Genomic DNA, 22,940 nt, shown 5'->3' on the forward strand with positions numbered 1-22,940 from the left:
CCACCGCATGCGCATCAAGCTCACGCTGCGTCGACCCGAGGACCGGATGACGGACCTCGAGGTCACCGCCGACGCCACGGCCACCGTCGCCGACGTCGCCGGCGCCCTCTACCTGGGCGATCCGCTGCGCGGCGCCGCCGAGGCTCCCGAGGGGCTGACCCTGCAGGTGCAGGACGCCGGGGCGGGCCCCGGCGCGGCCGGCGTGCGCTCCCTGGACCGCGGCATCGACCTGATCTCCGCCGGCCTGCGCTCCGGCTCCGTGGTCTCCATCGCCCGCTCCTCCACCGAGTACGCCACGCGCGCCGAGTCGCGCGGCGCCGACGTCGCCCTGCTGCGCGTGCTCTCGGGCCCCGAGGAGGGACGCGAGTTCCCCCTGCCCAGCGGCTCGAGCGTGATCGGTCGCGAGGGCGACGTGGACATCCGCATCGCCGACCCGATGCTGTCCAAGCGCCATGCCCGCATCAACGTCGCCGACGCCGTGGAGATCGTGGACCTGCGCTCGGCCAACGGCGTGGAGATCGGCGGGGAGCGCGTGGGGCGCGCCGTCGTGGGCCCCGCCGACACGGTCGAGGTGGGCGGCACCACCTTCTCGGTGATCATGCTGCACCGCGCGGGCGGCAGCGCCCCGAACTCCCCGGTCGTCGAGTTCAACCGCTCCCCGCGCGTGGTGCCGCGCTTCGAGTACCGCGAGATGACCCCGCCGCAGCCGCCGCGCGAGCCCCAGCCGCAGTTCTTCCCGATCTTCATGATGTTCGCGCCGCTGCTGATGGGCGGGCTCATGTTCGCGGTCACGCGCAGCCCCTACTCGCTGATCTTCGTGCTGATGATGCCGATGATGGCCACCGCCGGGTACCTCAACCGCAAGTACCAGTCGCGCAAGCAGCTCGAGCGGCAGATCAAGAACTTCGAGGAGTCCCTGGCGTCCCTCAAGCGCCGCGTCACCGCCGCCCAGGACCTGGAGCGCGCGGTCCGGCTCGTGGAGACCCCCTCCACGGCGGACGCGGTGGACTCCGCCTACCGGCTCGGCCGCCTGCTGTGGACCCATCGGCCCGAGCACGAGGCCTTCACGACGGTGCGCCTGGGCCTCGGCGTCGCGGAGTCCCGCGTCGGCATCCCGATGCCCGGTGAGAACAACGCGATCGCCCAGTACTGGGATCAGCTCGACGACATGCACGAGGAGTACAGGATGATCGCGGGAGTGCCGATCGTCGGCGACCTGCGGGAGTCCGGCGGGATAGGCGTCGCCGGGGGAGGGGAGCAGGCCGACGCCGTTGCCCGCGGCCTGGTCACCCAGCTGTTCGCCCTGCACTCGCCCACGGACCTCGCGATCGCCGCGATCACCTCGCGCTCCTCGCGGGCCCTGTGGGACTGGCTGAAGTGGCTCCCGCATACCTCGAGCCCCCATTCGCCGCTGGGCGGGGACCATCTGGCCGACAGTGCGCTCAGCGGCATCTCCCTGGTCTCGCGCATCGAGGAGCTCATCGAGGAGCGCTCCGAGGGTGCGCCGTCTCAGCTGCGCCGCGCGGTGCGCGCCCCCGTCTCCGCCGATCCCGTGCCCGCTCCCGACCCGGTCACCCCGAACCTCGTGCTCGTCGTCGAGGACGACGCCCCCGTGGACCGCGCCCGCCTGGTGCGCATCGCCGAGCGCGGACCCGACGTGGGCGTCTTCGTGATCTGGAGCGCGGCGACGGTCGCGGCCCTGCCCGCCGCCTGCCGCACCTACCTCTCGAGCGAGGACGGCGTGGACGGGGCGAACGCCGGCATCGTGCGCCGCGGCGAGCGCTACTACCCCGTGAGCGTGGAGACCGTCGGCCTCGACGTCGCCGCGGGCGTGGCCCGGCACCTCTCCCCGGTGGTCGACGCGGGCGTCCCTGTGGACGACGACTCCGACCTCCCGCGCGCCATCTCCTACCTCACCCTGGCCGGGACAGAGCTCGCCGAGGAGCCCGGCGCGGTCATCGAGCACTGGAAGGAGACCGGCTCGCTGACCCCGCGCGACGGGTCGCCGCCGGTCCCGCGCAAGCACGACGCGAACCTGCGGGGCCTCATCGGCCACGACGGCCAGGACGCCTACCACCTCGACCTGCGCACCCACGGCCCGCACGCCCTGGTCGGCGGCACGACGGGCGCCGGCAAGTCCGAGTTCCTCCAGGCCTGGGTGATGGGCATGGCGACCGCCCACTCGCCCGACCGGGTGACCTTCCTGTTCGTCGACTACAAGGGCGGCTCAGCCTTCGCCGACTGCATCGAGCTCCCGCACGCCGTGGGCATGGTCACCGATCTGTCCCCGCACCTGGTGCGCCGCGCGCTGACCTCCCTGCGCGCCGAGCTGCACCATCGCGAGCACCTGCTGAACCGCAAGAAGGCCAAGGACCTCGTGTCCCTCGAGCGCACCGGCGACCCCGAGGCGCCCCCGAGCCTGATCATCATCGTCGACGAGTTCGCCGCCCTCGCGAAGGAGGTCCCGGAGTTCGTCGACGGGGTCGTGGACGTCGCCGCCCGCGGCCGCTCCCTCGGCCTGCATCTGATCCTCGCGACCCAGCGCCCGGCGGGCGTCATCAAGGACAACCTGCGCGCGAACACGAACCTGCGCATCGCACTGCGGATGGCCGACGAGGCGGACTCGAAGGACATCCTGGGCGACGCCATGGCCGCCCATTTCGATCCCGGAATCCCCGGTCGCGCCGCCGCGAAGACCGGCCCGGGCCGCATCGCGACCTTCCAGACCGGCTACGCGGGCGGATGGACGACCGACGAGCCCGAGCGCGCGCGCATCGACATTGTCGAGCGGGAGTTCGGCACCGGCGACATCTGGGACGTCCCGAGGCCGCCGTCCCCCGCGCGCAGCGAGCTGGGCCCCAACGACATCTCCCGCATGGTGCGCACGATCGGACGCGCCGCCGACGATGCCGGGGTCCCCGAGCCCCGCAAGCCGTGGCTGTCCGAGCTCGCCCCCGCCTACGACCTCTCCTTGCTGCCCAGCCGCCGCACCGACGAGGACCTCCTGCTGGGGGTCATGGACACCCCGGAGGACCAGGCCCAGCCCACGGTCTCCTACGTGCCCGACCGCGACGGCAACATGGCGATCTACGGCACGGGCGGCTCGGGCAAGTCGACGACCCTGCGCACGATCGCGATCTCGGCGGCGAGCGCGACGGCCCGGGGCGGCCCCGTGCACGTCTACGGGATCGACTTCGGAGCCTCCGGCCTGCAGATGCTCGAGGAGCTCCCGCACGTGGGCGCGATCATCTCGGGCGACGACGAGGAGCGCGTGATCCGGCTGCTGCGCACCGTGCGCGGCCTGATCGACGAGCGCGCGAAGAAGTTCGCCGCGGTGCGCGCCGGCTCGATCGCCGAGTACCGGGAGCTGTCCGGGGACTCCGAGGCGCCGCGCATCCTGCTCCTGGTCGACGGCATGGCCGCTTTCCGTGAGGCCTACGACTTCTCGAACCTCTCCAAGTGGTTCACGACCTTCGTGCAGATCGCGACCGACGGTCGTCAGGTGGGCATCCACGTGATCGTGACGGGTGATCGTCCGAACGCCGTGCCGACCTCCCTGGGGTCCTCGATCCAGCGCCGGCTGATCCACCGCATGGCCTCGATCGACGACTACATGAACTTCGGCGTGCCCAGGGACGTGCTCGACGGCGCCTCCCCGCCGGGACGCGCGATCCTCGACGGCCACGAGGCCCAGATCGCCGTGCACGGCGGCGACGCGAACGTCGCGATCCAGGCGCGGGAGGTCGGCGAGCTCGCGAAGGCCATGCGGCGCGCGGGCGTCGACCCCGCGCCCGGCGTCGACTCCCTCCCGGAGCGGGTGGAGCTCTCGCGCCTGCGGCCCGTGGTGGACGGTCGGCCGGTGATCGGCGTCGGAGACGAGGACCTCGAGGAGATCACGATCGAGCCGCGCGGCGCCTTCATGGTCACCGGGCCCGGCAGCTCCGGCCGCACCACGGCGGTGCGCACGATCGCCATGAGCCTCAGGGCGCTCCCGCAGGGCATGCGCCTGGTGCGGTTCTCCGCGCGCCGCACTCCGCTGACCGGCCTGGACCTGTGGGACGTCGAGGCCTCGGACGCCGAGACGGTCAAGGAGCTCGCCGGACAGCTGCGCCAGACGCTCGAGTCGGGGAACCTGGGGGAGGGGCGCCTCACGCTGATCCTCGACGGGATCGCCGACTTCACCGGCAGCGGCACGGAGAAGGACCTCGACGCTCTGGTGCGCTCGTGCGTGCGCGAGGGCCAGTTCGTGATCGGAGAGAACGAGAACTCGACCTGGAACCAGGCGTACACCCTCGCCCAGCCCTTCAAGGCCGGGCGGCGCGGACTCCTGCTCCAGCCCTCGGACATGGACGGGGATTCGCTGCTGGGCACCCCGCTGGGCCGCTTCCGCCGCGCCGACTTCCCGCCGGGACGCGGGTTCCTCGTCGGCTCGGGCCGCGCCTCGAAGCTCCAGGTCGCCCAGATCACGGAGTGAGGGAGCGGGTCCTCCCCAGAGGGGCGTCGTCCACATGGGTACTTGTCCCCATGTCGGATCCGCCGGGCACTCCCTACAGTGGCCGCAGGAGCACGGCGGACCACCGTCGGACCCGGTGGGGCGCAGACAGGCCCTGCCGCGGTGACCGGAGGGTCCGGGAGGCCCCAGAACACGAGGAGGAGGAGCCATGACCGAGAAGGGCATGGACGTCGACCAGGTGCTGAAGATGGCCAAGCAGCTGAACAGCGCGGCCGAGGACATCACCACCATGCAGAGCGACCTCACCACCGGTCTCGAGGAGGTCGACTGGACCGGCCCCGACGCCGATGACTTCCGCGGCAGCTGGGAGTCCGAGATGGTGCCGGCGCTCAAGAACATCCAGACCGCGGTCGAGCAGCTCGGGGCCACCGCCGAGTCCAACGCGAGCGAGCAGACGACCGTCTCCTCGCACTGACGCGCGGCGATGGTGCTCGACAGCACTCGGCCCTGCGGTCGGCGCCGACGGGACGCGTGAGCGGGCCCGGACCACCAGGACAGCAGCCGTCCGGGGTCCGGGCCCGCTCATGCGTCCTGCGCCGCTCGCGTGCGGCCGACGGGGCGAGGCGCCCGTTCCCGACAGGGAGTCCGCACCCGGGTCTGCACCGCGAGGGGCCCTGATAGATTCGCCGGGATCTTCCCGGCACGGACGGACGGAGCGGCAATGACGGTGCAGATCTCCTATCCCAGCGAGGAGTTCCCTCCGCCGGTCGGCTTCCGTCTCGAGGTCCCGGACGACTGGGAGACCCTCTCGGTCCCCGGCGTGCAGATGGCCGTCGCCGCACCGCGCCGCGAGGGCAGCTTCCGCGCCAATGTGGTGCTCACCGTGCAGCGCTGCCCGGCCGCGACGCCCATGCAGAGCGTGCGCGAGAGCCTCGAGGCGCGCAAGGCGGCGCTCCCGCAGCTCGAGGAGATCGACACGGGCGAGCTCGAGATCGACGGGGTCCCCTGGCTCGCGAGCGAGTACGGCTACACCCAGCCCGGTCAGCGCACGGTCGTCCAGGCGGCGCGGTACACGATGGTGCCGCGCTCGGCCCACGCCTCCGACATCCTCGAGGTCGTCGCGAGCTGCGGCGCCGAGGATGCCGATGCCCAGATCTCCGTGCTGCGCCGGATCCAGGACTCCGTGCGACCGGTCGTCTGAGCCGGCCGCCGATCCGCCGACGGTCCCGCGCCCGTGGGCCGACGGACCTCCGCCGACGAGTCGGCGGACCTGCGCCGACGGGGCGGCGGAGGCCCCAGGAGGGACGCGCGGGGGACCGTTGTGGACGGCCGCCACATGGGGAGGAAGCGCGAAAGTGCCCTATGACCTGCAACGAGGGCAGGGCAGGCCGTCGGAAGAGGGTGCGGGACGGGCATGGGTACTTCTCCCCATCGCCAATCCGTGAGGGCCTGCATACGGTTGTCACATCACCTGGAGAACAGGGATGAACGGAACGGGATCGGCCGCCTCATCGACTCTCCGCGGTGCGACCGAAGAACACAGCGACACGAGGAGTGGACATGGCTGAGAAGAAGGGTATGGATCCTGAGGCCGTCAAGCAGATGGCGCAGAGCATCCGTGATGCGGGCGAGGACGCACAGGCGGCCTTCGACGACGTCAAGGGCAAGGTCGACGAGCTCGACTGGACCGGTGAGGACCACGACGACTACGTCTCGGAGTTCGAGGATCTCGCGGACAAGGTGAAGCAGCTCAAGCAGAAGGCCGATGACTTCGCGGAGTCGGCCGAGAAGAACGCCAAGGAGCAGACGACGGCGTCGTCGCGCTGATCCCGGCGATCGGCATGAGCGCCCGGCGCGCTCCCAGCACATCACCCATCACAGAATCCAGCACAGAGCACGGGCCGTGAGAGCGGCCGGGAACAGGGGAGAAACATGTCTTTCAAGGGAATGGATCCGGAGCAGGCACGCGATGTCGCCAAGGACGTGACCCAGGCGGGCGAGAAGATCAAGCAGGCCTTCGCCGACCTCGACGGGACCGTCCAGGGCATCGAGTGGAAGGGACCCGACGCGGACACCTTCAAGGACGACTGGCGCAGCTTCCAGTCGAGCGACGTCTCGAGCGTCGCGGACCTGTTCAAGTCCCACGGCGACAGCCTCTCGGACCAGGCCGACGAGCAGGATCAGACCTCGAACTCGAACGCCTGAGCCGCCGGGAGCAGGTGAGCACGGGCATCGCAGCCCCTCACCCTCCACGGAGACCACGAGGACCCCCGGTCGGATGACCGGGGGTCCTCGTGCACGCGCGGACGGGACGTCGGGCGCGGCCGCCGCGCCCGGGCCCGCGAGCCCTTCCCTCGGATGTCAGCGGTAGTTGACGAACTGCAGCGCGACCTCGAGGTCCTCGCTCTTCAGCAGGGCGATGACGGCCTGCAGGTCGTCGCGCTTCTTCGAGGAGACCCGCAGCTCGTCGCCCTGGATCTGCGCCTTCACGCCCTTGGGGCCCTCGTCGCGGATGATCTTGGAGATCTTCTTGGCCTGCTCCGAGCTGATGCCCTCCTTGAGGTCGGCGACCAGACGCACGGTCTTCCCGGACTGGACGGGCTCGCCCACCTCGATGCTCTTCAGGGAGAGGCCGCGCCGCAGCAGCTTGGTCTGCAGGACGTCCAGCACCGCGCGCACGCGCTCGTCGGCGTTGGCGGTCATGACGATCTGCTCCCCGCTGAGCGTCACCGAGGCGTCGGTGCCGCGGAAGTCGTAGCGCTGGGAGACCTCCTTCGCCGCCTGGTTGACGGCGTTGTCCACCTCCTGGCGATCGAGCTTGCTGACGATGTCGAACGACGAATCGGCCATCTGCTGTCCTCCTGCGGGGATGGGTCGATGAAACTGCTGGTCAGAACGCTGTGAGGAGCGTCATGCGCGGTGAGGCCCCTTCTGGTTGGCCCCGCTCCTGCGCGCCCAGTATGCTAGTCGAGGTCCACGAGCGGACGAGGTCGAGAGGCCTGCCGCGCATGGATCGGACTCGGCAGGTTACCCAAGCGGCCAAAGGGATCTGACTGTAAATCAGCTGGCATTGCCTTCGGGGGTTCGAATCCCTCACCTGCCACGCCGAGGATCACCACCGTGTGATTCTAGGCACCGAGTTCCACCAGCGGTTTGCTCGCCGAGCGGGCCGCCGGTAAAGTTCTCGGGGCTTGCCCTGATAGCTCAGTCGGCAGAGCATCTCCATGGTAAGGAGAAGGTCAAGGGTTCGATTCCCTTTCAGGGCTCTGATGGATGGTCGGCCCGGTCTCGGATGAGATCGGGCCGTTCCATCGATCGCGCCGGGGTAGCTCAGACGGTCAGAGCGCACGACTCATAATCGTGAGGTCGCGGGTTCGATCCCCGCCCTCGGTACCACGCCGGCCCCGCCGGAGTGCACGAACGCAGCCCCCATCGCGGGGACCACGTGGCGCGGCAGACGCGCCTTGGAGAAAGAGGCGAACCATGGCGAGCAAGAGCTCGGACGTGCGTCCCAAGATCACCATGGCCTGCACCGAGTGCAAGGCGCGGAACTACATCACCAAGAAGAACCGTCGGAACACCCCCGACCGTCTCGAGCTGTCGAAGTTCTGCCCCACTTGCGGCAAGCAGACCGCGCACCGCGAGACCCGCTGAGCGGTCCGCGTGCGACGCACGCTTCACGACGAGAGCCACCCGGCGCTGCCGGGTGGCTCTCGTCATGTCCGGGGGAGGATGCGGGACAGTGGCAGGATGGTTCCGCAGTTCCCGTCCGCCCCGCCCGTCCTTCCAGGAGTGCATCGATGACATCCACGCCGGATCCGGCCTTCGCCGGCCGCACCTACCCCAGCGGCCCCGTCCACGTCGTCTCCGGCGCGAAGATCGCGGAGTTCGCGCGGGCCACGGGCGCCACCGACCCGGTGCACACCGATGACGCCGCCGCCCGCGCCGCGGGATACGCAGGCGTCGTGGCGACGCCGACCTTCCTGGTCTCCCTGGCGCAGTCCGTCGAGGCCGCCTACATCGAGGACCCCGAGGCGGGCATCGACTTCTCGCGCGTCGTCCACGGCGAGGAGGGCTTCGAGCTGCACCGCCCCGTCGTCGCGGGCGACCGTCTGATCCCCACCCTCACCGTCGAGTCGGTCCGCGCCGCGGGCGGGCACTCCATGATCACCACCCGTGTGGACGTGGCCGACGAGGACGGCAGCGCCGTCGCCGCCGTCCGCTCCGTCATCGTCGTGCGCGGCGAGTGAGCGCAGGAAGGAACGCCATGACCAGCACCACCAGCACCCCCGGCACCTCCAGCAACCCCAGTACCGCGAGCAGTACCAGCGCCCCGAGCGAGGGCGCCGCCGGACCCGCGCTGTGCCTCGATGACCTCGCCAAGGGGCAGGAGCTCGCGCGGCGCGAGTACCCGATCTCCCGCGACACCCTGGCGCGCTACGCGGGCGCCTCGGGCGACTTCAACCCCATCCACTACAACGACGCCTTCGCGACGAAGGTGGGGCTCCCCGGGGTCATCGCCCACGGCATGCTGACGATGGGCACGGCGATGAGCGCCGTGCTGGACGTCGTCGGCGACCCCACGGCCGTGCGCGCGTGCGCGACGCGCTTCACCAAGCCCGTCGAGGTGCCCGCGCTCGAGTCGACCACGCTGAGCGTCGTCGTCACCGTGCGCGGGGTCGACGCGGAGGCCGGCACGGCGGAGCTCGACGTGACCGCCGAGGCCGGCGGCGCGAAGGTGCTCGGCCGCGCCCGGGCGACCGTCGCCCTGGCACCGCGCTCGGCGGACGGCGGGACCGCGGCTGCCCCTTCGGAGCCGACGGCGTGAACCTCTCCGAGCTCACCACGCTGCGCGTGGGCGGGCGCATCCGCACACTCGTCGAGGCCCGCACCGACCAGGAGGTCATCGACGCGGTCCGCACCGCGGACGACGCGGGGGAGACCCTGCTCGTGCTCGGCGGCGGCTCGAACTTCCTGCCCTCGGACGAGCCCTTCGACGGCACCGTGGTGCTCCTGCGCGATCCCGAGCAGCCGCCGGTCCTCGACGCGACCTGCGACATCGTCCCGTCGGGCGAACCGGACACGACGCCCGCCGACCCTGCGGACCTCAGCCCTCTCGAGCCGAGCTGCGGCGGAGCCCTCGCCGAGCACTTCGCGGGAGTGTCCTGGGATCGGGCGGTCGCCTACGCCGTCGCCCGCGGCATGATCGGCATCGAGGCGCTCTCGGGGATCCCCGGCTGCGTGGGCGCCACCCCCATCCAGAACGTCGGCGCCTACGGCCAAGAGGTCGCCGACACGATCACCCGGGTGCGGACCTGGGACCGCGAGGACCGCAGGGTGCGCACCTTCTACGCGGCCGACTGCGGATTCGGCTACCGCACCTCCGTCTTCAAGCGCACCCCGTACGGCGGCCCGGTCGCGTCCCCGACCGGCCGGTACGTGGTGCTCTCGGTGAGCTTCCAGCACCGGGTGGGGGAGATGTCCGAGCCGATCCGCTACGGCCAGCTCGCCCAGCACCTGGGCGTCGAGGCGGGGGACCGGGTGCCGATGGCACGCGTGCGCGAGGCGGTCCTCGCGATCCGCGCCTCGAAGGGCATGGTCCTGGACGCCGCCGACCACGACACCTGGAGCGCCGGCAGCTTCTTCACGAACCCCCTCCTCGCGCCGGAGCAGGCGGCGACCCTCCCCGAGGACGCGCCGCGCTTCCCCGCGGAGGGCGACCGCGTGAAGTCGAGCGCCGCGTGGCTGATCAGCCACGCCGGGTTCGATCGCGGCTTCTCCGTCGGCCCCCGGGCGAGCCTGTCCACCAAGCATTCGCTGGCCCTGACCAACCGGGGCGACGCCCGTGCGACGGACATCGCCGACCTCGCCCGCGCCGTGCGCGACGGCGTCGAGGACGCCTTCGGGGTGCGGCTCGAGCCCGAGCCCGTCCGCTGGGGACTGGACATCTGAGAACGCCCCGGGCCTCCGCGGCCGCAGTGGACATCCGCCGCGTCCCGGGGCCGCGCGCGCCTAGGATGGACGCGCGGTCCCGCGTCGCCCGACGGCCGGCCCCGCACCCCGGCACCCGTCCACGACCCGTCGCCGATCCCCGCGTGCGACACCGCCCAGGAGGCCCAGTGAACGTCCTCGACCAGTCCATCGCCGACCTCGACCCCGACATCGCGCGGGTCCTGGACCGGGAGCTCGACCGCCAGCGCGGCACGCTCGAGATGATCGCCTCGGAGAACTTCGTCCCCCGCGCCGTGCTCCAGGCGCAGGGCTCGGTGCTCACCAACAAGTACGCCGAGGGCTACCCGGGTCGCCGCTACTACGGCGGCTGCGAGGAGGTCGACGTCGCCGAGGAGATCGCGATCGAGCGCGCCAAGAGCCTGTTCGGCGCCGACCACGCGAACGTCCAGCCCCACTCCGGCGCCACCGCGAACGCCGCGGTCATGCACGCCCTCGCGCGTGCGGGCGACACGCTGATGGGACTCTCCCTCGCCCACGGCGGCCACCTCACGCACGGCATGAAGATCAACTTCTCCGGTCGCCTCTACGACATCGCCGCCTACGAGCTGGACCCCGCCACGGGCCGCATCGACATGGACAAGGTGCGCGAACTCGCCCTGGAGACCCACCCCAAGGTGATCTGCGCCGGCTGGTCGGCCTACCCCCGCCACCTGGACTTCGAGGCCTTCCGCTCGATCGCGGACGAGGTCGGGGCGTCGCTGTGGGTGGACATGGCCCACTTCGCGGGCCTGGTCGCCGCCGACCTGCACCCGAGCCCCGTGCCCTTCGCCGACGTCACCTCGACCACGATCCACAAGACGATCGGCGGCCCCCGCTCCGGCATGATCCTCTCGACCCAGGACTGGGCGAAGAAGATCGACTCGGCCGTGTTCCCCGGCCAGCAGGGCGGCCCGCTCATGCACGTGATCGCCGCGAAGGCCGTCGCCCTCAAGATCGCCGCGGGCGAGGACTTCGTGGACCGCCAGCGCCGCACCCTCGAGGGCGCGCAGATCCTCGCGGATCGTCTGCAGGCGGCCGACGCCGCGGCGGCGGGCGTCAAGGTGCTCTCCGGCGGCACCGACGTGCACCTCGTGCTCGTGGACCTCGTCGACTCCCAGCTCGACGGCCAGCAGGCCGAGGACCGCCTCCACGAGGTCGGCATCACGGTGAACCGCAACGCGGTCCCGAACGACCCGCGCCCGCCGCGCGTGACCTCCGGCCTGCGCATCGGCACCCCGGCGCTCGCCACCCGCGGCTTCGGCAAGGACGAGTTCACCGAGATCGCCGACGTCATCGCCCTGGCACTCCAGGACGCGCCCGACGTCGAGGCGCTGCGCGCCCGCACCCGCGCGCTCACCGAGAAGAAGCCCCTGTACGCGGGGCTGCAGCAGTACTGAGACCACGGGGCCGTCCGCGGGCAGATGCCGCGGGCGGCCCCGTGATCCCCGCCCCGCACACCAGCAGCCACCGCACGCACCTCCGCGTGCCGCCCCGCATGCCGCCGTGCATGCAGCGAGGAGTCCGCATGACCGCACAGACGCTCGACGGCCGCGCCACGGCCAAGGAGATCACCCAGGAGCTCGCCGAGCGGGTGGCCGCGCTCAGGGAGCGGGGCGTCACCCCGGGGATCGCGACCGTGCTGGTGGGCGATGACCCGGGGTCGAAGCTCTACGTCGGCATGAAGCACCGCCGCTCCGAGGCGATCGGCATGAACTCGATCCAGATCGAGCTTCCCGCGAGCGCCACGCAGGAGGAGGTCGAGCAGGTCGTGGACCGCCTGAACGCGGACCCCGAGTGCCACGGCTTCATCGTGCAGCTGCCGCTTCCCGACCATCTCGACACCGACGCGATCCTGGAGCGCATCGACCCCGACAAGGATGCCGACGGCCTGCACCCCACGAACCTGGGGCGTCTGGTGCTCAACGTCAACGCGCCCATCACCTCGCCGCTGCCCTGCACGCCGCGCGCCGCGATCGAGCTCCTGCTGCGCCACGACGTGGACCTCAAGGGCAAGGACGTGGTGGTCGTGGGCCGCGGCGTGACCATCGGACGCTCGATCGGGCTGATCCTCACCCGCCGCGCGATCAACGCGACCGTCACCCTCACCCATACGGGGACCACGGACCTCTCCTCCCACCTGCGTCGGGCCGACGTCATCGTCGCCGCCGCGGGCGTCAAGCACCTCGTGCGCGCCGAGGATGTCAAGCCCGGCGCGGCGGTCCTCGACGTGGGCGTCACCCGCGGGGAGAAGATCCCCGAGACCGGGAAGTACAGGGTGTACGGCGACGTCGCCCCCGATGTCGTCGAGGTCGCGGGGCATCTCTCGCCGAACCCCGGCGGGGTCGGGCCGATGACCGTCGCCCTGCTGATGACCAACGTGGTCGAGGCGGCCGAGCGTGCTGCGGGGATCGCGCCGGGCGCTTGAGAGGCCGCATCGCGGCGGCGACGCGAAGCACGTGCGAGCGGGGGGGGGGGGGGGGGGGGGGGGGGGGGCGGCGGGGGGCGCCCCCGCCCCCGCGCCCCGCCGCCCCCCCCCGGGGGGGGGGGGGGGGGGGGTGGGCCCCCCCCCCCCCCCCCCCCCCCCCGCTCGTCGTTCCTAGTGTGGGAGCGAGGCCCGTCGCCGCGACGGGCGGGAGGGAGGCGCCATGGCCGAGGGAGCTGTCCTGGGGACTCCCGCTCGCAGTGTCGGGCCCGAGACCCCTGCATGGCCGCGGACGCTGCGCGGCGATGCGAGCATCGATGCCGGCACCGATGCGAGCACCGAGGTGCAGACGCTGCTGGATGCTTCCGCCGAGGAGCTGCTCGAGCTCGTCCGCACCGCGCGCGTGATGCTGCGGACGACCGCGGTCGACGGGGCCCGCACGCTCCACTCCCGGATCGCTCTGGCCCCGGGCGTGGCGATCAGCTGCCTCCACGAGGAGCACGACGATCGACCGGGACCGACGCTGCACCTGCGCGTGCGCACCGGGGACCACATGCTCGCGGGGATGCTCGCAGGCATGCCCGATGCCCCCGAGCTGCGAGCCGCCCCGCGGATCGCCGACCCGACCCGGCCGTGGCACGAGCTCACACCCGAGCAGCTGGAGATGCTCGCCCGGGCGGCGCCGCTCCACCCGGACGAACCGGACGTGCGCGGAGTCGGCGGAGACGACGATCTCGTCGACGCGCTCTGCCACGAGCGCGTCCGGCTGACGGCCGCCCTCCACGTCCGCGATGCCTCCCGCAGTGAGCTCGTGACCGGCTGGAACGGGCTCTGGGTGCTCGGAGAGCGCGCCCTCCACGCGCTGCGCGTGCGCACTGGGTCCCAGGAGATGGCACTTCGGCGCGTCGTCCCCGGCGACATCGCCTACGAGCTGACCACGCGCACCGCGGCCGCGTTCCACATGCTCGGCGCCCTCGAGCGCGAGCGGGCCGGACTCGGAGCGGGCACGGCGGCGGGGGACGGGAGTCGGCGATGAGCGGATTCCAGGGCATGGACACGGGCGCTGTCGAGGCGCTCGCGGGGCGGGACGCGCAGGCTGCCGAACGACTCGAGCAGCTGCTGAGCGCGCTCGCCGCATCCGTCGACAGCGTCGACTGGGCCGGACCCGACGCGGAGGCCTTCCGAGAGGACTTCCGCACTCTCGTCGCCACTCCCGGCACTCGTGCCGTGCAGCGTCTGCATGCCTGTGGGCGGGACCTGCGCGACCAGGTCGAGGAACAGGAGCGCGCTTCGCAGGCGGGCGGTGACGAGGGGAGCGGCGGAGGATCGGACGATGCCGAGAGCGGCGGCCTGCTGGACGGTCTGGAGGGGCTCGCCGGGAGCGCGATGGACATCGGGTCGGGGATCGGGCACGGGCTCGCGGACGGGGTCGGCGACATGGTCTCGCCGGTCCTCGACCGGATCTCCGCGACGGCGCCCGCGGTGAGTCAGCTGATCGGCGACGGCGCGCACCTGGCCGAGGAGCTGAAGGACGTCGTGGACGGCGGGCGGATGCCACCGCTGTCCGAGCTCGCCTCGTCGCTCGCGCTCCCGGTCGCATCCGCCGTGGGGGTCGGGTGGAACGCCGCCACGGGTGAGGACCACCAGTTCTTCTCCGATCGCGGTGCAGCTCGGGTCAGCGGCGACGACGTGCAGGTCCAGGACGGTGGTGCGGCGCCACACTCCGTGGCCGCACTGCTGGACGATGTCTCCGGCAACTACAGCTCGGAGGGCGAGGAGACCGGGAAGGTCCAGGTCAAGACGGTCGTGGATCCCGATGGCCACGAGCGCTACATCGTCACCGTCCCCGGCACCGAGGCCGATATCGGAGATCCGTCGATGGGATGGGGAGGCCAGGGCAACTCCCGCGACTGGTCGGCCAACGTCCGTGCGATGGCCGGGCAGGACACGGCGGCGATGCAGAACGTCCGCGACGCCATGATCGCCGCCGGCGTGGAACCAGGCGCCGACGTGATGATGGTCGGCCACTCCCAGGGCGGCATCATCAATGCGGCGCTCGCCTCCGATCCGAGCTTCAACGGGCCGGGCGGATACAACGTCACCACTCTGGTCTCGGAGGGGTCGCCGGTCGAGTCCTTCGACCTGCCGCCCGGAACGCAGAGCCTGAACATCGCCCACGGCGGCGGGCTGAGCACCGGTGTGAGCTCGGGGCCGGGCGGGGTGCCGGTGCCGGACGGCATCGGCGTGAGCGGAGACCCCGTGCCGACGCTCGACATGGGCGGACTGCGCGCCGACGGCAGCGGGCCCGGGAGCAACCACCAGGAGGTCGTCCTCCCCGGATCCCGCGACTGGATCGTCCCGCCCTCGAGCGGAGCGGCCGGTGGTGGGCCCAGCGGCTTCGACGCCGTCTTCAGCGACCACGACCAGAACCAGTACACGGCCGACGCGTACGCGGAGACCAAGCAGCATCGCGACGGCGCGCTGGCCCGGTTCGAGAAGAGTCCCGACGTGCAGCGCTACCTCGATCCGCGCAACGACGTGCGTCGCACCACGGTCGTGGACGTGGGACGCTGAGAGCGCCCGACGTGCCGCACCCACTGCGTCGGTGCAGCCGAGAGGCGCTCTGAGACCGTGGCGGCGGACGGATGATGCGGCGCGGCCGTCCCGGTCCGTCGGACCCGGCTGGAATACTGGCGGACATGACATTCACACTCGCCACCGTCAACGTGAACGGACTGCGCGCCGCGGCCCGCAAGGGCATGGGCGACTGGCTCGCCGAGACCCCCGCGGACGTCGTCACCCTGCAGGAGGTGCGCGCTCCCGAGGAGCTGCTCGCCGACCTCGTGGGGGAGGGCTGGAGGATCGTCGGCCTGCCCTCCGAGCTGAAGGGCCGCGCGGGCGTCGCGATCGCCGCGCGCACCGAGCTCGACAGCATCGACCTCGACGGGGTGCGCGCCGGGCTGCCCGGTCTCACCGAGCCCACCCACACGGGCCGTTGGCTCGAGGCCGACCTCGCCGACCCGCTCGGCGACGGCCGCACCCTCACGGTGATCTCCTGCTACATGCACTCGGGCAACACCGAGAAGCCGCAGACGATGACCGACAAGTACGCCTTCCTCGACGTGATGATGCAGAGGCTCGCGGACCTGCGCTCCGACGGCCGGCACGTCGTCCTCACGGGCGACCTGAACATCGCCCACACCGAATGGGACATCAAGAACTGGAAGGGCAACCTGAAGTCCGCGGGCTTCCTGCCCGAGGAGCGCGCGTACCTCGACCGCCTGGTCGGCACGGACGGCCCGACGGTCCGGGCCGAAGGCGGCGGCACCGGTGACGGCGCCGAATGGGTCGACGTGCAGCGGCGCGTCGTCGGCGAGGGCCCCGGCCCCTACACCTGGTGGTCGCAGCGCGGGAAGGCCTTCGACAACGACTCCGGCTGGAGGATCGACTACCAGTTGGCCGATCCGGACCTCGCCGCCCGGGCGACCAGCGCGCAGGTCGATCGGGCCCCGAGCTACGACACCCGCTGGTCCGACCACGCCCCGCTGGTGATCAGCTTCAGCTGACGGGCCGGCCCCGCCGCCGGTCGCCGAGCCGCTGGTCCCCGAGGCCGGCGGACCGCAGCGCAGGCAGGACGCGGAGAAGGGAGCGTTCCGTGCGATGGACGCCGGTCCATGGCACGGAACGCTCCCTTCTCCGTGGTGCGCGGCGGCCCGAGGGCCGACGGTTACGACGCGGCCGCGGGGTCAGACGCGGCCGCGGATGACCGCCTGCTTGACCTCGGCGATCGCCTTGGTGATCTGGATGCCGCGGGGGCACGCCTCGGTGCAGTTGAAGGTGGTGCGGCAGCGCCACACGCCCTCCTTGGAGTTCAGGATCTCCAGGCGCTGCTCGCCCGCATCGTCGCGCGAGTCGAAGATGAAGCGGTGCGCGTTCACGATCGCGGCCGGACCGAAGTACTGGCCGTCGGTCCAGAAGATCGGGCACGACGAGGTGCACGCGGCGCACAGGATGCACTTGGTGGTGTCGTCGAAGACCTCGCGCTGCTCGGCGCTCTGGAGGCGCTCACGGCTGGGCTCCTGGCCCTCGGCCACGAGGAACGGCATGACTTCGCGGTAGGCGTCGAAGAAGGGCTCCATGTCGACGATGAGGTCCTTCTCGACCGGGAGGCCCTTGATCGGCTCGACCGTGATGGGCTTGGAGATGTCCAGGTCCTTCAGCAGGGTCTTGCAGGCCAGGCGGTTGCGGCCGTTGATGCGCATGGCATCGGAGCCGCACACGCCGTGCGCGCACGAGCGGCGGAAGGTCAGCGACCCGTCCAGGTGCCACTTCACCTCGTGGAGGGCATCCAGGACACGGTCGGTGCCGTGCATGGTGACGGTGAACTCCTGCCAGTAGGGCTTGGGCTTGCCCTCGGCGTCGGGGTTGAACCGGTTGATCTTGAGCGTGACCTCGAAGGAGGGGATCTCCTGGGCCTGCGGCTCGGCGTCGGTCCTCTCTGCGACAGCAGTCATCAGAACGTGCGCTCCTTCGGCTCGTAGCGGGTGATGATGACTTCCTTGGTGCCGAGCACGATGTCCGTGCCCTCCAGGCCCTCGCCGTCGAGCGTCTTGTAGGCCATGGTGTGCGTGAGGAAGTTGACGTCGTCGCGCGTCGGGAAGTCCTCGCGGAAGTGGCCCCCGCGGGACTCCTTGCGCTCGAGGGCGCCGAGGGCGACGACCTCCGCGAGCTCGAGCAGGAAGCCCAGCTCGACGGCCTCGAGGAGGTCGAGGTTGTAGCGCAGGCCCTTGTCCTGCACGGCCACGGTCTCGTAGCGCTTCTTGAGCTCGGTGATGTCCGACAGTGCTTTGCGGCAGGTCTCGTCGGTGCGGAACACCTGGACGTTGGCGTCCATGGTCTCCTGCAGGTCCTTGCGGATGTCGGCCACGCGGTCCTCGGTGGCGGGACGGTCGCGCAGGCGCTGCAGCAGCTCGACGACGGGGGACTCAACGCCCTCGGGCAGCTCGGCGAGCTCGACCTGCTGGGCGTGCTCGGCGGCGGCGACGCCCGCGCGCTTGCCGAAGACGTTGATGTCCAGCAGCGAGTTCGTGCCCAGACGGTTGCCGCCGTGCACAGAGACGCAGGCGACCTCGCCGGCCGCGTACATCCCGGGGATCACGTCGTGCTCGTTGCGCAGCACCTCGCCCATGATGTTCGTCGGGATGCCGCCCATGCCGTAGTGGGCCGTCGGGAAGACGGGCACCGGCTCGGTGTAGGGCTCGACGCCCAGGTAGGTGCGCGCGAACTCGGTGATGTCCGGGAGCTTCGCGTCGATGTGCGCGGGCTCGAGGTGCGTGAGGTCCAGCAGCACGTAGTCCTTGTTCGGGCCGCAGCCGCGGCCCTCGCGGACCTCGTTGGCCATCGCGCGGGCGACGACGTCGCGGGGGGCGAGGTCCTTCAGCGTCGGCGCGTAGGTCTCCATGAACCGCTCCATGTTGGAGTTGCGCAGGATGCCGCCCTCGCCGCGGGCCGCCTCGGAGAGCAGGATGCCCAGACCCGCGAGGCCCGTCGGATGGAACTGGAAGAACTCCATGTCCTCGAGCGGGATGCCGCGGTTCAGCGCCATCGCCGGGCCGTCGCCCGTGAGGGTGTGGGCGTTCGAGGTGGTCTTGAACATCTTGCCGAAGCCGCCGGTCGCGAACACGACCGACTTGGCGCGGAAGATGTGGATCTCGCCGGTCGCGAGCTCGTAGGCCACGATGCCGGCGGCGCGGACGTTCTCGTCGTTCCGGGGATCACCCGTGAGCAGCACGTCCAGCGCGTAGTACTCGTTGAAGAACTCCACGTGCTGCTTGACGCAGTTCTGGTAGAGGGTCTGCAGGATCATGTGGCCCGTGCGGTCCGCCGCGTAGCAGGAGCGGCGCACGGGCGCCTCACCGTGCTCGCGGGTGTGACCGCCGAAGCGGCGCTGGTCGATGCGTCCCTCGGGCGTGCGGTTGAAGGGCAGGCCCATCTTCTCGAGGTCGAGCACCGCGTCGATGGCCTCCTTGGCCATGACCTCGGCGGCGTCCTGGTCCACCAGGTAGTCGCCGCCCTTGACGGTGTCGTAGGTGTGCCACTCCCAGTTGTCCTCCTCGACGTTCGCGAGGGCGGCGCACATGCCGCCCTGGGCGGCGCCGGTGTGAGAGCGGGTGGGGTAGAGCTTCGTGATCACGGCGGTGCGTGCGCGGGGGCCCGACTCGAGGGCCGCGCGCATTCCCGCGCCGCCGGCGCCGACGATGACCACGTCGTAGGTGTGGATCTGCATGTCAGGGGGTCTCCAGGATCACTCGGAGCAGATGGAGGGCAGGAGCGAGGGGTCGGCGCCCGCGGGGCACGGCGAGAAGGTGAAGATCACCAGGGTGCCGAGCACGACGGTCACGACCACGGCGACATACAGCAGGACCTTCAGGACCAGGCGCAGCGTCGAGGAGCGCGCGTAGTCGTTGATGATCGTGCGCACGCCGTTGCCGCCGTGGACCATGCCCAGCCACAGCATGAGCAGGTCCCACGTCTGCCAGAACGGGTTGGCCCACTTGCCCGAGACGAAGGCGAAGTCGATGCGCTGCACGCCCTCGCCCAGCCACAGGTTCACGAACAGGTGGCCGAACACGAGGATCACGAGGATCGCGCCGGAGAAGCGCATGAACAGCCACGAGAGCATCTCGGCGTTCACGCCGCGCCGACCGGTGCGCGCGTAGCGCGTGCGGGGCTCGGGGATCTTGGTCGCGGTCATCAGGTCACCACCATCCGAACATGTGGCCCAGCTGGCGGGGCACGAAGCCGATCATGAGCAGCACCCACACCACGACGACGCCCCAGAACAGGGCGCGCTGGCGGCGGGCGCCCTGGGACCAGAAGTCCACGAGGATCACCCGGATGCCGTTGAGGGCGTGGAAGCAGATCGCGGCCACGAGGCCGATCTCTCCGAGCCCGAACACGATCGTCTTGTAGTGCCCGATCACCTCGTTGTAGGCCTCGGGGGACACGCGCACCAGGGCGGTGTCCATGACGTGCACGATCAGGAACAGGAAGATGAGCATTCCCGAGATGCGGTGCGCGACCCAGGACCACATGCCCTCGCCGCCGCGATAGAGCGTCCCGGCCTCTGCTGATGCCACGGATTCCTCCGACTTGTACTGGTGTGTGCCGGGCGGCTCCGACCTGCGCAGTCCAGGTGGGGCCTCGGTGCCCACGGGCCAGCGCCCGTGACCACGACGACGTCCTCATCGTGCCCGGCGTGGGGCTCTGCCACAGTAGCACCGCCGCAGGTCGCGACGGGGACGGCCGACACCCCGGATACCCTGGGCGCCATGCCGAGCGCCGCATCCCACGACGACCCGCTGACAGCGCCCCGGGAGGTTCCTGACCAGGTGTCAGGACACGACCAGGGGCGGACGGCGGTCCCTGTGCGTCCCTTCGTCCCCGTGGTCCCCGCCGGGGGCGCGGGCACGCGCCTGTGGCCACTCTCACGCGTCGACCGCCCGAAGTTCCTCCTCGACCCGCTGCGGCAGGGGCGTTCGCTGCTGCAGGCCGCTCTCGCCCGCGTCGAGCCCTCGGCAGATCGTCCCGCGATCGTGGTCACCGGTGCCCGGCACGCGCAGGCCGTCGCCGCGCAGCTCGGGTCGCGGGCCGCCGGCGCGGAGGGGGCCGTCGGGGACGGTTCCGACACGGGTCCGCGCATCCTGCGCGAGCCCTCGCCGCGCAACTCGATGCCCGCGATCGCCCTCGCCGCCGCTCTCGCCGAGGCCGAGGACCCCGACGCCGTGATCGGCTCCTTCCCGGCCGATCACCTGGTGGGTGACGAGGCCGCGCTCACCCGCGCGATCGCCGCGGCCCGCGCCGCCGCCGCCCGCGGGTACCTCGTGACCATCGGCATCGAGCCCACCCGCGCCGCCACGGGGTTCGGCTACATCGAGAGGGCCGACGAGGCACCGGACGCCGGCGGACCGCTCGCCCAGCCCCTCCCGTCCCTCGCCGGCACGGGCGCGCAGCGGGTCGCGAGCTTCGTCGAGAAGCCCGACGCCGAGCGCGCGGCCCGCTATCTCGCCGGAGGTCGTCACCTCTGGAACGCGGGCATCTTCGTCGCGGGCGCCCGCGAGCTGCTCGACGCCCTCGCCGCGCAGATCCCGCCCCTCGCCGCAGGGGTGCGCCGGATCGCGGAGGCGTGGGTCCGCGACGAGCAGGGTGACCACTCGGACGACCCCTCGGACGACCGGGATGGCGACCAGGTCGCCGACCGGGCTGCGGACAGGGTCCTCGAGGAGGTGTGGCCGACGCTCACGAGCATCGCGATCGACCACGCGCTGGCCGAGCCGCTGGCCGCGCAGGGGAGGGTCGCCGTCGTCCCCGCGGACCTCGACTGGGACGACGTCGGCGACTTCGCGGCGCTCGCCCGGCAGCTGCGCCGGCCAGAGGGCGAAGGCGGACGCGACGTGGTCGTCGTCGGCGGCGCCCGGACGGTCGATCGGGGCGCGCGCGCCACGGTGTACGGTTCGTCGCAGCGTCCGATCGCACTGGTCGGCGTGGACGGTCTGAGCGTCGTCGAGACCGATGACGTGCTCCTGATCGCCGCCGACTCCGGTGCCCGCGACCTCGCCGAGCTCGTCGCCGGGCTCGAGGACGAGGGCCTCGCGGATCTGCGCTGAGGCGGACGGACGGCGCGGTCGACGCGCAGTGGACGAGGGGAAGGGCGGATGAGGTCGTGGACAGCGGTGTCGAGGAGCAGGTGCGCACGATGCTGGGGGAGGACGGACTGATCCGTCGGACCCTCGCCGAGCGCGGTGACGAGCTGCGGGAGGTGCGGCGGCATCTGCACCGCCACCCCGAGCTGAGCCACGAGGAGCACGCGACGACCGACGTCATCGCCGCGCATCTCGGCGACCTCGGACTCTCGCCCCTGCGCATGCCCCGCACCGGGCTCATCTGCGACATCCCGGGCTCCGATCCCGACCTCGCCCCGATCGCGCTGCGCGCGGACATGGACGCCCTGGGCATCCCGGAGCTCACGAGCGTGCACTACCGCTCCGAGGTCGAGGGCGTCTCCCACGCCTGCGGCCACGACGTCCACATGAGCGCCGTGCTCGGCGCCTCCATGGCCCTCGTGAGGGTCGCCGACGCCGGCGCGCTTCGCCGCACCGTGCGCCTCGTCTACCAGCCCTCGGAGGAGCGCCACCCCTGCGGCGCGCTCGAGCTCATCGGCGAGGGCGTCGTCGACGGCATCGACTCGATCTTCGCGCTGCACTGCGACCCGGGCGTCGACGTCGGGCACGTGGGCCTCAAGCCCGGCCCCATCACCTCGGCCACCGATCCCGTGCGCATCGAGGTGCGCGGCGCCGGCGGCCACACCTCCCGGCCCCACCTCACCCAGGACCTCATCTACGCGCTCGGGCAGATCGTCACCCAGGTGCCCGCGGCCTTCAGCCGGCGGATGGACCCGCGCAGCGGCGTGAACCTCACCTGGGGGTCGATCCACGCGGGCTCCGCGTTCAACGCGATCCCCTCCTCGGGCGTCCTCGAGGGGACCCTGCGCTGCCTCGACCACGATGCCTGGGACCGCGCGGAGGAGCTGCTCGAGGAGCTCCTGGGCGAGATCGCCCGCATGTGGGGCGTGACCGTGACCGTCCAGCACGATCGCGGTGTCCCGCCCGTCTCCAACGACCCGCTCAGCGTGCGCTTCCTCGAGGAGGCCGTGGTGCGCGTGCGCGGCCGCGACCAGCTCGACACCGCCCGCCAGTCGCTCGGCGGGGAGGACTTCGCCTGGTACCTCGAGAAGGTGCCGGGCGCCCTCGCGCGCCTGGGGACACGCACCCCGGGCGGGCGCACCTACGACCTGCACATGGGCGACTTCACGGTCGACGAGCGGGCGATCACCATCGGTGCGGACGTGCTCGCCCACGTCTGCCTGCTGCGGGACGCGCCGCTCGCCTGAGACCCCCGCAGTGCTCCTGCTGCGCACCTCGCGGGGCCCCTGCCCGCCTCACCCCGCGGACGCGGGATGCGCGCACGGGCACAGTCTGATAACGGTTCGGGCACAGGCGACGGATCGGGCATCGT

21 protein-coding genes and 3 tRNA genes are annotated in these 22,940 nt (G+C 71.7%); 19 read left to right on the forward strand and 5 right to left on the reverse strand.

Features of this window, described 5'->3' with window-relative positions; translation table 11 throughout:
- Window positions 1-7 precede the first annotated feature (7 nt).
- From I8D64_RS11895 to I8D64_RS11915, 5 genes are all read left to right on the forward strand, one after another.
- Window positions 8-4,474: a type VII secretion EssC family protein gene (locus tag I8D64_RS11895; RefSeq protein WP_200503015.1), complete on the forward strand. Its 4,467-nt coding sequence runs from the start codon at window positions 8-10 to the stop codon at window positions 4,472-4,474.
- Between the two features lie 187 nt (window positions 4,475-4,661).
- Window positions 4,662-4,928: a WXG100 family type VII secretion target gene (locus tag I8D64_RS11900; RefSeq protein WP_239202091.1), complete on the forward strand. Its 267-nt coding sequence runs from the start codon at window positions 4,662-4,664 to the stop codon at window positions 4,926-4,928.
- 246 nt (window positions 4,929-5,174) lie between these two features.
- On the forward strand, window positions 5,175-5,654 hold the full coding sequence (locus tag I8D64_RS11905) for a hypothetical protein (protein ID WP_200503016.1): 480 nt from the start codon (window positions 5,175-5,177) through the stop codon (window positions 5,652-5,654).
- Window positions 5,655-6,013: 359 nt separating this feature from the next.
- Window positions 6,014-6,280, forward strand: coding sequence for a WXG100 family type VII secretion target (locus I8D64_RS11910; protein ID WP_200503017.1), 267 nt, complete (start codon window positions 6,014-6,016; stop codon window positions 6,278-6,280).
- Between the two features lie 105 nt (window positions 6,281-6,385).
- The gene (locus I8D64_RS11915) at window positions 6,386-6,658 is read left to right on the forward strand and encodes a WXG100 family type VII secretion target (protein ID WP_200503018.1); all 273 of its coding nucleotides are present in this window, start codon (window positions 6,386-6,388) and stop codon (window positions 6,656-6,658) included.
- A gap of 156 nt (window positions 6,659-6,814) precedes the next feature.
- Here I8D64_RS11915 and I8D64_RS11920 read toward each other — a convergent pair whose 3' ends face one another.
- Window positions 6,815-7,303 carry a YajQ family cyclic di-GMP-binding protein gene (locus tag I8D64_RS11920; protein ID WP_200503019.1) on the reverse strand — a complete coding sequence of 163 codons (489 nt, stop codon included), beginning with the start codon at window positions 7,301-7,303 and terminating at the stop codon, window positions 6,815-6,817.
- A 171-nt stretch (window positions 7,304-7,474) separates the two neighbouring features.
- Here I8D64_RS11920 and I8D64_RS11925 point away from each other — a divergent pair.
- The 12 genes from I8D64_RS11925 (at window position 7,475) to I8D64_RS11980 (ending at window position 16,432) form a co-directional block, all read left to right on the forward strand.
- Window positions 7,475-7,556, forward strand: a tRNA-Tyr gene (locus tag I8D64_RS11925).
- Between the two features lie 90 nt (window positions 7,557-7,646).
- Window positions 7,647-7,719: transfer RNA gene (locus I8D64_RS11930), tRNA-Thr, on the forward strand.
- A 53-nt stretch (window positions 7,720-7,772) separates the two neighbouring features.
- A tRNA-Met gene (locus I8D64_RS11935) sits at window positions 7,773-7,849 on the forward strand.
- Between the two features lie 87 nt (window positions 7,850-7,936).
- Window positions 7,937-8,107, forward strand: a complete 171-nt coding sequence (gene rpmG, locus I8D64_RS11940; RefSeq protein ID WP_017823818.1) for a 50S ribosomal protein L33 — start codon at window positions 7,937-7,939, stop codon at window positions 8,105-8,107.
- A 146-nt stretch (window positions 8,108-8,253) separates the two neighbouring features.
- Window positions 8,254-8,703, forward strand: a complete 450-nt coding sequence (locus I8D64_RS11945) for an FAS1-like dehydratase domain-containing protein (RefSeq protein WP_200503020.1) — start codon at window positions 8,254-8,256, stop codon at window positions 8,701-8,703.
- Between the two features lie 17 nt (window positions 8,704-8,720).
- Window positions 8,721-9,281, forward strand: a complete 561-nt coding sequence (locus I8D64_RS11950) for a MaoC/PaaZ C-terminal domain-containing protein (RefSeq protein WP_200503021.1) — start codon at window positions 8,721-8,723, stop codon at window positions 9,279-9,281.
- Window positions 9,278-10,405, forward strand: coding sequence for a UDP-N-acetylmuramate dehydrogenase (locus I8D64_RS11955; RefSeq protein ID WP_200503022.1), 1,128 nt, complete (start codon window positions 9,278-9,280; stop codon window positions 10,403-10,405). The genes I8D64_RS11950 and I8D64_RS11955 overlap by 4 nt, the downstream gene beginning before the upstream one ends.
- A gap of 167 nt (window positions 10,406-10,572) precedes the next feature.
- Window positions 10,573-11,841 carry a serine hydroxymethyltransferase gene (gene glyA / locus I8D64_RS11960; protein ID WP_249479180.1) on the forward strand — a complete coding sequence of 423 codons (1,269 nt, stop codon included), beginning with the start codon at window positions 10,573-10,575 and terminating at the stop codon, window positions 11,839-11,841.
- A gap of 128 nt (window positions 11,842-11,969) precedes the next feature.
- Window positions 11,970-12,869 carry a bifunctional methylenetetrahydrofolate dehydrogenase/methenyltetrahydrofolate cyclohydrolase gene (locus I8D64_RS11965; protein ID WP_200503024.1) on the forward strand — a complete coding sequence of 300 codons (900 nt, stop codon included), beginning with the start codon at window positions 11,970-11,972 and terminating at the stop codon, window positions 12,867-12,869.
- 220 nt (window positions 12,870-13,089) lie between these two features.
- On the forward strand, window positions 13,090-13,902 hold the full coding sequence (locus I8D64_RS11970; RefSeq protein WP_200503025.1) for a hypothetical protein: 813 nt from the start codon (window positions 13,090-13,092) through the stop codon (window positions 13,900-13,902).
- A complete protein-coding gene (locus tag I8D64_RS11975; protein WP_200503026.1) occupies window positions 13,899-15,440 on the forward strand; it encodes a WXG100 family type VII secretion target in 1,542 nt (513 codons plus the stop codon). Before I8D64_RS11970 ends, I8D64_RS11975 begins: the two co-directional genes overlap by 4 nt.
- Before the next feature lie 125 nt (window positions 15,441-15,565).
- Window positions 15,566-16,432 carry an exodeoxyribonuclease III gene (locus I8D64_RS11980; RefSeq protein WP_200503027.1) on the forward strand — a complete coding sequence of 289 codons (867 nt, stop codon included), beginning with the start codon at window positions 15,566-15,568 and terminating at the stop codon, window positions 16,430-16,432.
- 180 nt (window positions 16,433-16,612) lie between these two features.
- Here the strand turns inward: I8D64_RS11980 and I8D64_RS11985 are convergent, their stop codons facing one another.
- Genes I8D64_RS11985 through sdhC form a run of 4 tightly spaced genes read right to left on the reverse strand, consistent with a single transcriptional unit; the run spans window position 16,613 to window position 20,005 of the window.
- A complete protein-coding gene (locus tag I8D64_RS11985; RefSeq protein WP_152354437.1) occupies window positions 16,613-17,380 on the reverse strand; it encodes a succinate dehydrogenase iron-sulfur subunit in 768 nt (255 codons plus the stop codon).
- Window positions 17,380-19,152 carry a succinate dehydrogenase flavoprotein subunit gene (gene sdhA, locus I8D64_RS11990; protein WP_200503028.1) on the reverse strand — a complete coding sequence of 591 codons (1,773 nt, stop codon included), beginning with the start codon at window positions 19,150-19,152 and terminating at the stop codon, window positions 17,380-17,382. The genes I8D64_RS11985 and sdhA overlap by 1 nt, the downstream gene beginning before the upstream one ends.
- A gap of 18 nt (window positions 19,153-19,170) precedes the next feature.
- Window positions 19,171-19,620 carry a succinate dehydrogenase hydrophobic membrane anchor subunit gene (locus I8D64_RS11995; protein ID WP_200503029.1) on the reverse strand — a complete coding sequence of 150 codons (450 nt, stop codon included), beginning with the start codon at window positions 19,618-19,620 and terminating at the stop codon, window positions 19,171-19,173.
- A 4-nt stretch (window positions 19,621-19,624) separates the two neighbouring features.
- Window positions 19,625-20,005 (reverse strand): succinate dehydrogenase, cytochrome b556 subunit, encoded by a 381-nt coding sequence (gene sdhC, locus I8D64_RS12000; protein ID WP_152354434.1) that lies wholly within the window; start codon window positions 20,003-20,005, stop codon window positions 19,625-19,627.
- 192 nt (window positions 20,006-20,197) lie between these two features.
- Here sdhC and I8D64_RS12005 point away from each other — a divergent pair, with 192 nt between their 5' ends.
- Window positions 20,198-21,532, forward strand: coding sequence for a mannose-1-phosphate guanylyltransferase (locus I8D64_RS12005; RefSeq protein WP_200503030.1), 1,335 nt, complete (start codon window positions 20,198-20,200; stop codon window positions 21,530-21,532).
- Between the two features lie 56 nt (window positions 21,533-21,588).
- The gene (locus I8D64_RS12010) at window positions 21,589-22,815 is read left to right on the forward strand and encodes an amidohydrolase (RefSeq protein WP_343068561.1); all 1,227 of its coding nucleotides are present in this window, start codon (window positions 21,589-21,591) and stop codon (window positions 22,813-22,815) included.
- Window positions 22,816-22,940: the final 125 nt, after the last annotated feature.

The sequence above is a fragment of the Brachybacterium halotolerans genome (assembly GCF_016623465.1).
In the GTDB taxonomy this organism is placed as follows: domain Bacteria; phylum Actinomycetota; class Actinomycetes; order Actinomycetales; family Dermabacteraceae; genus Brachybacterium; species Brachybacterium halotolerans.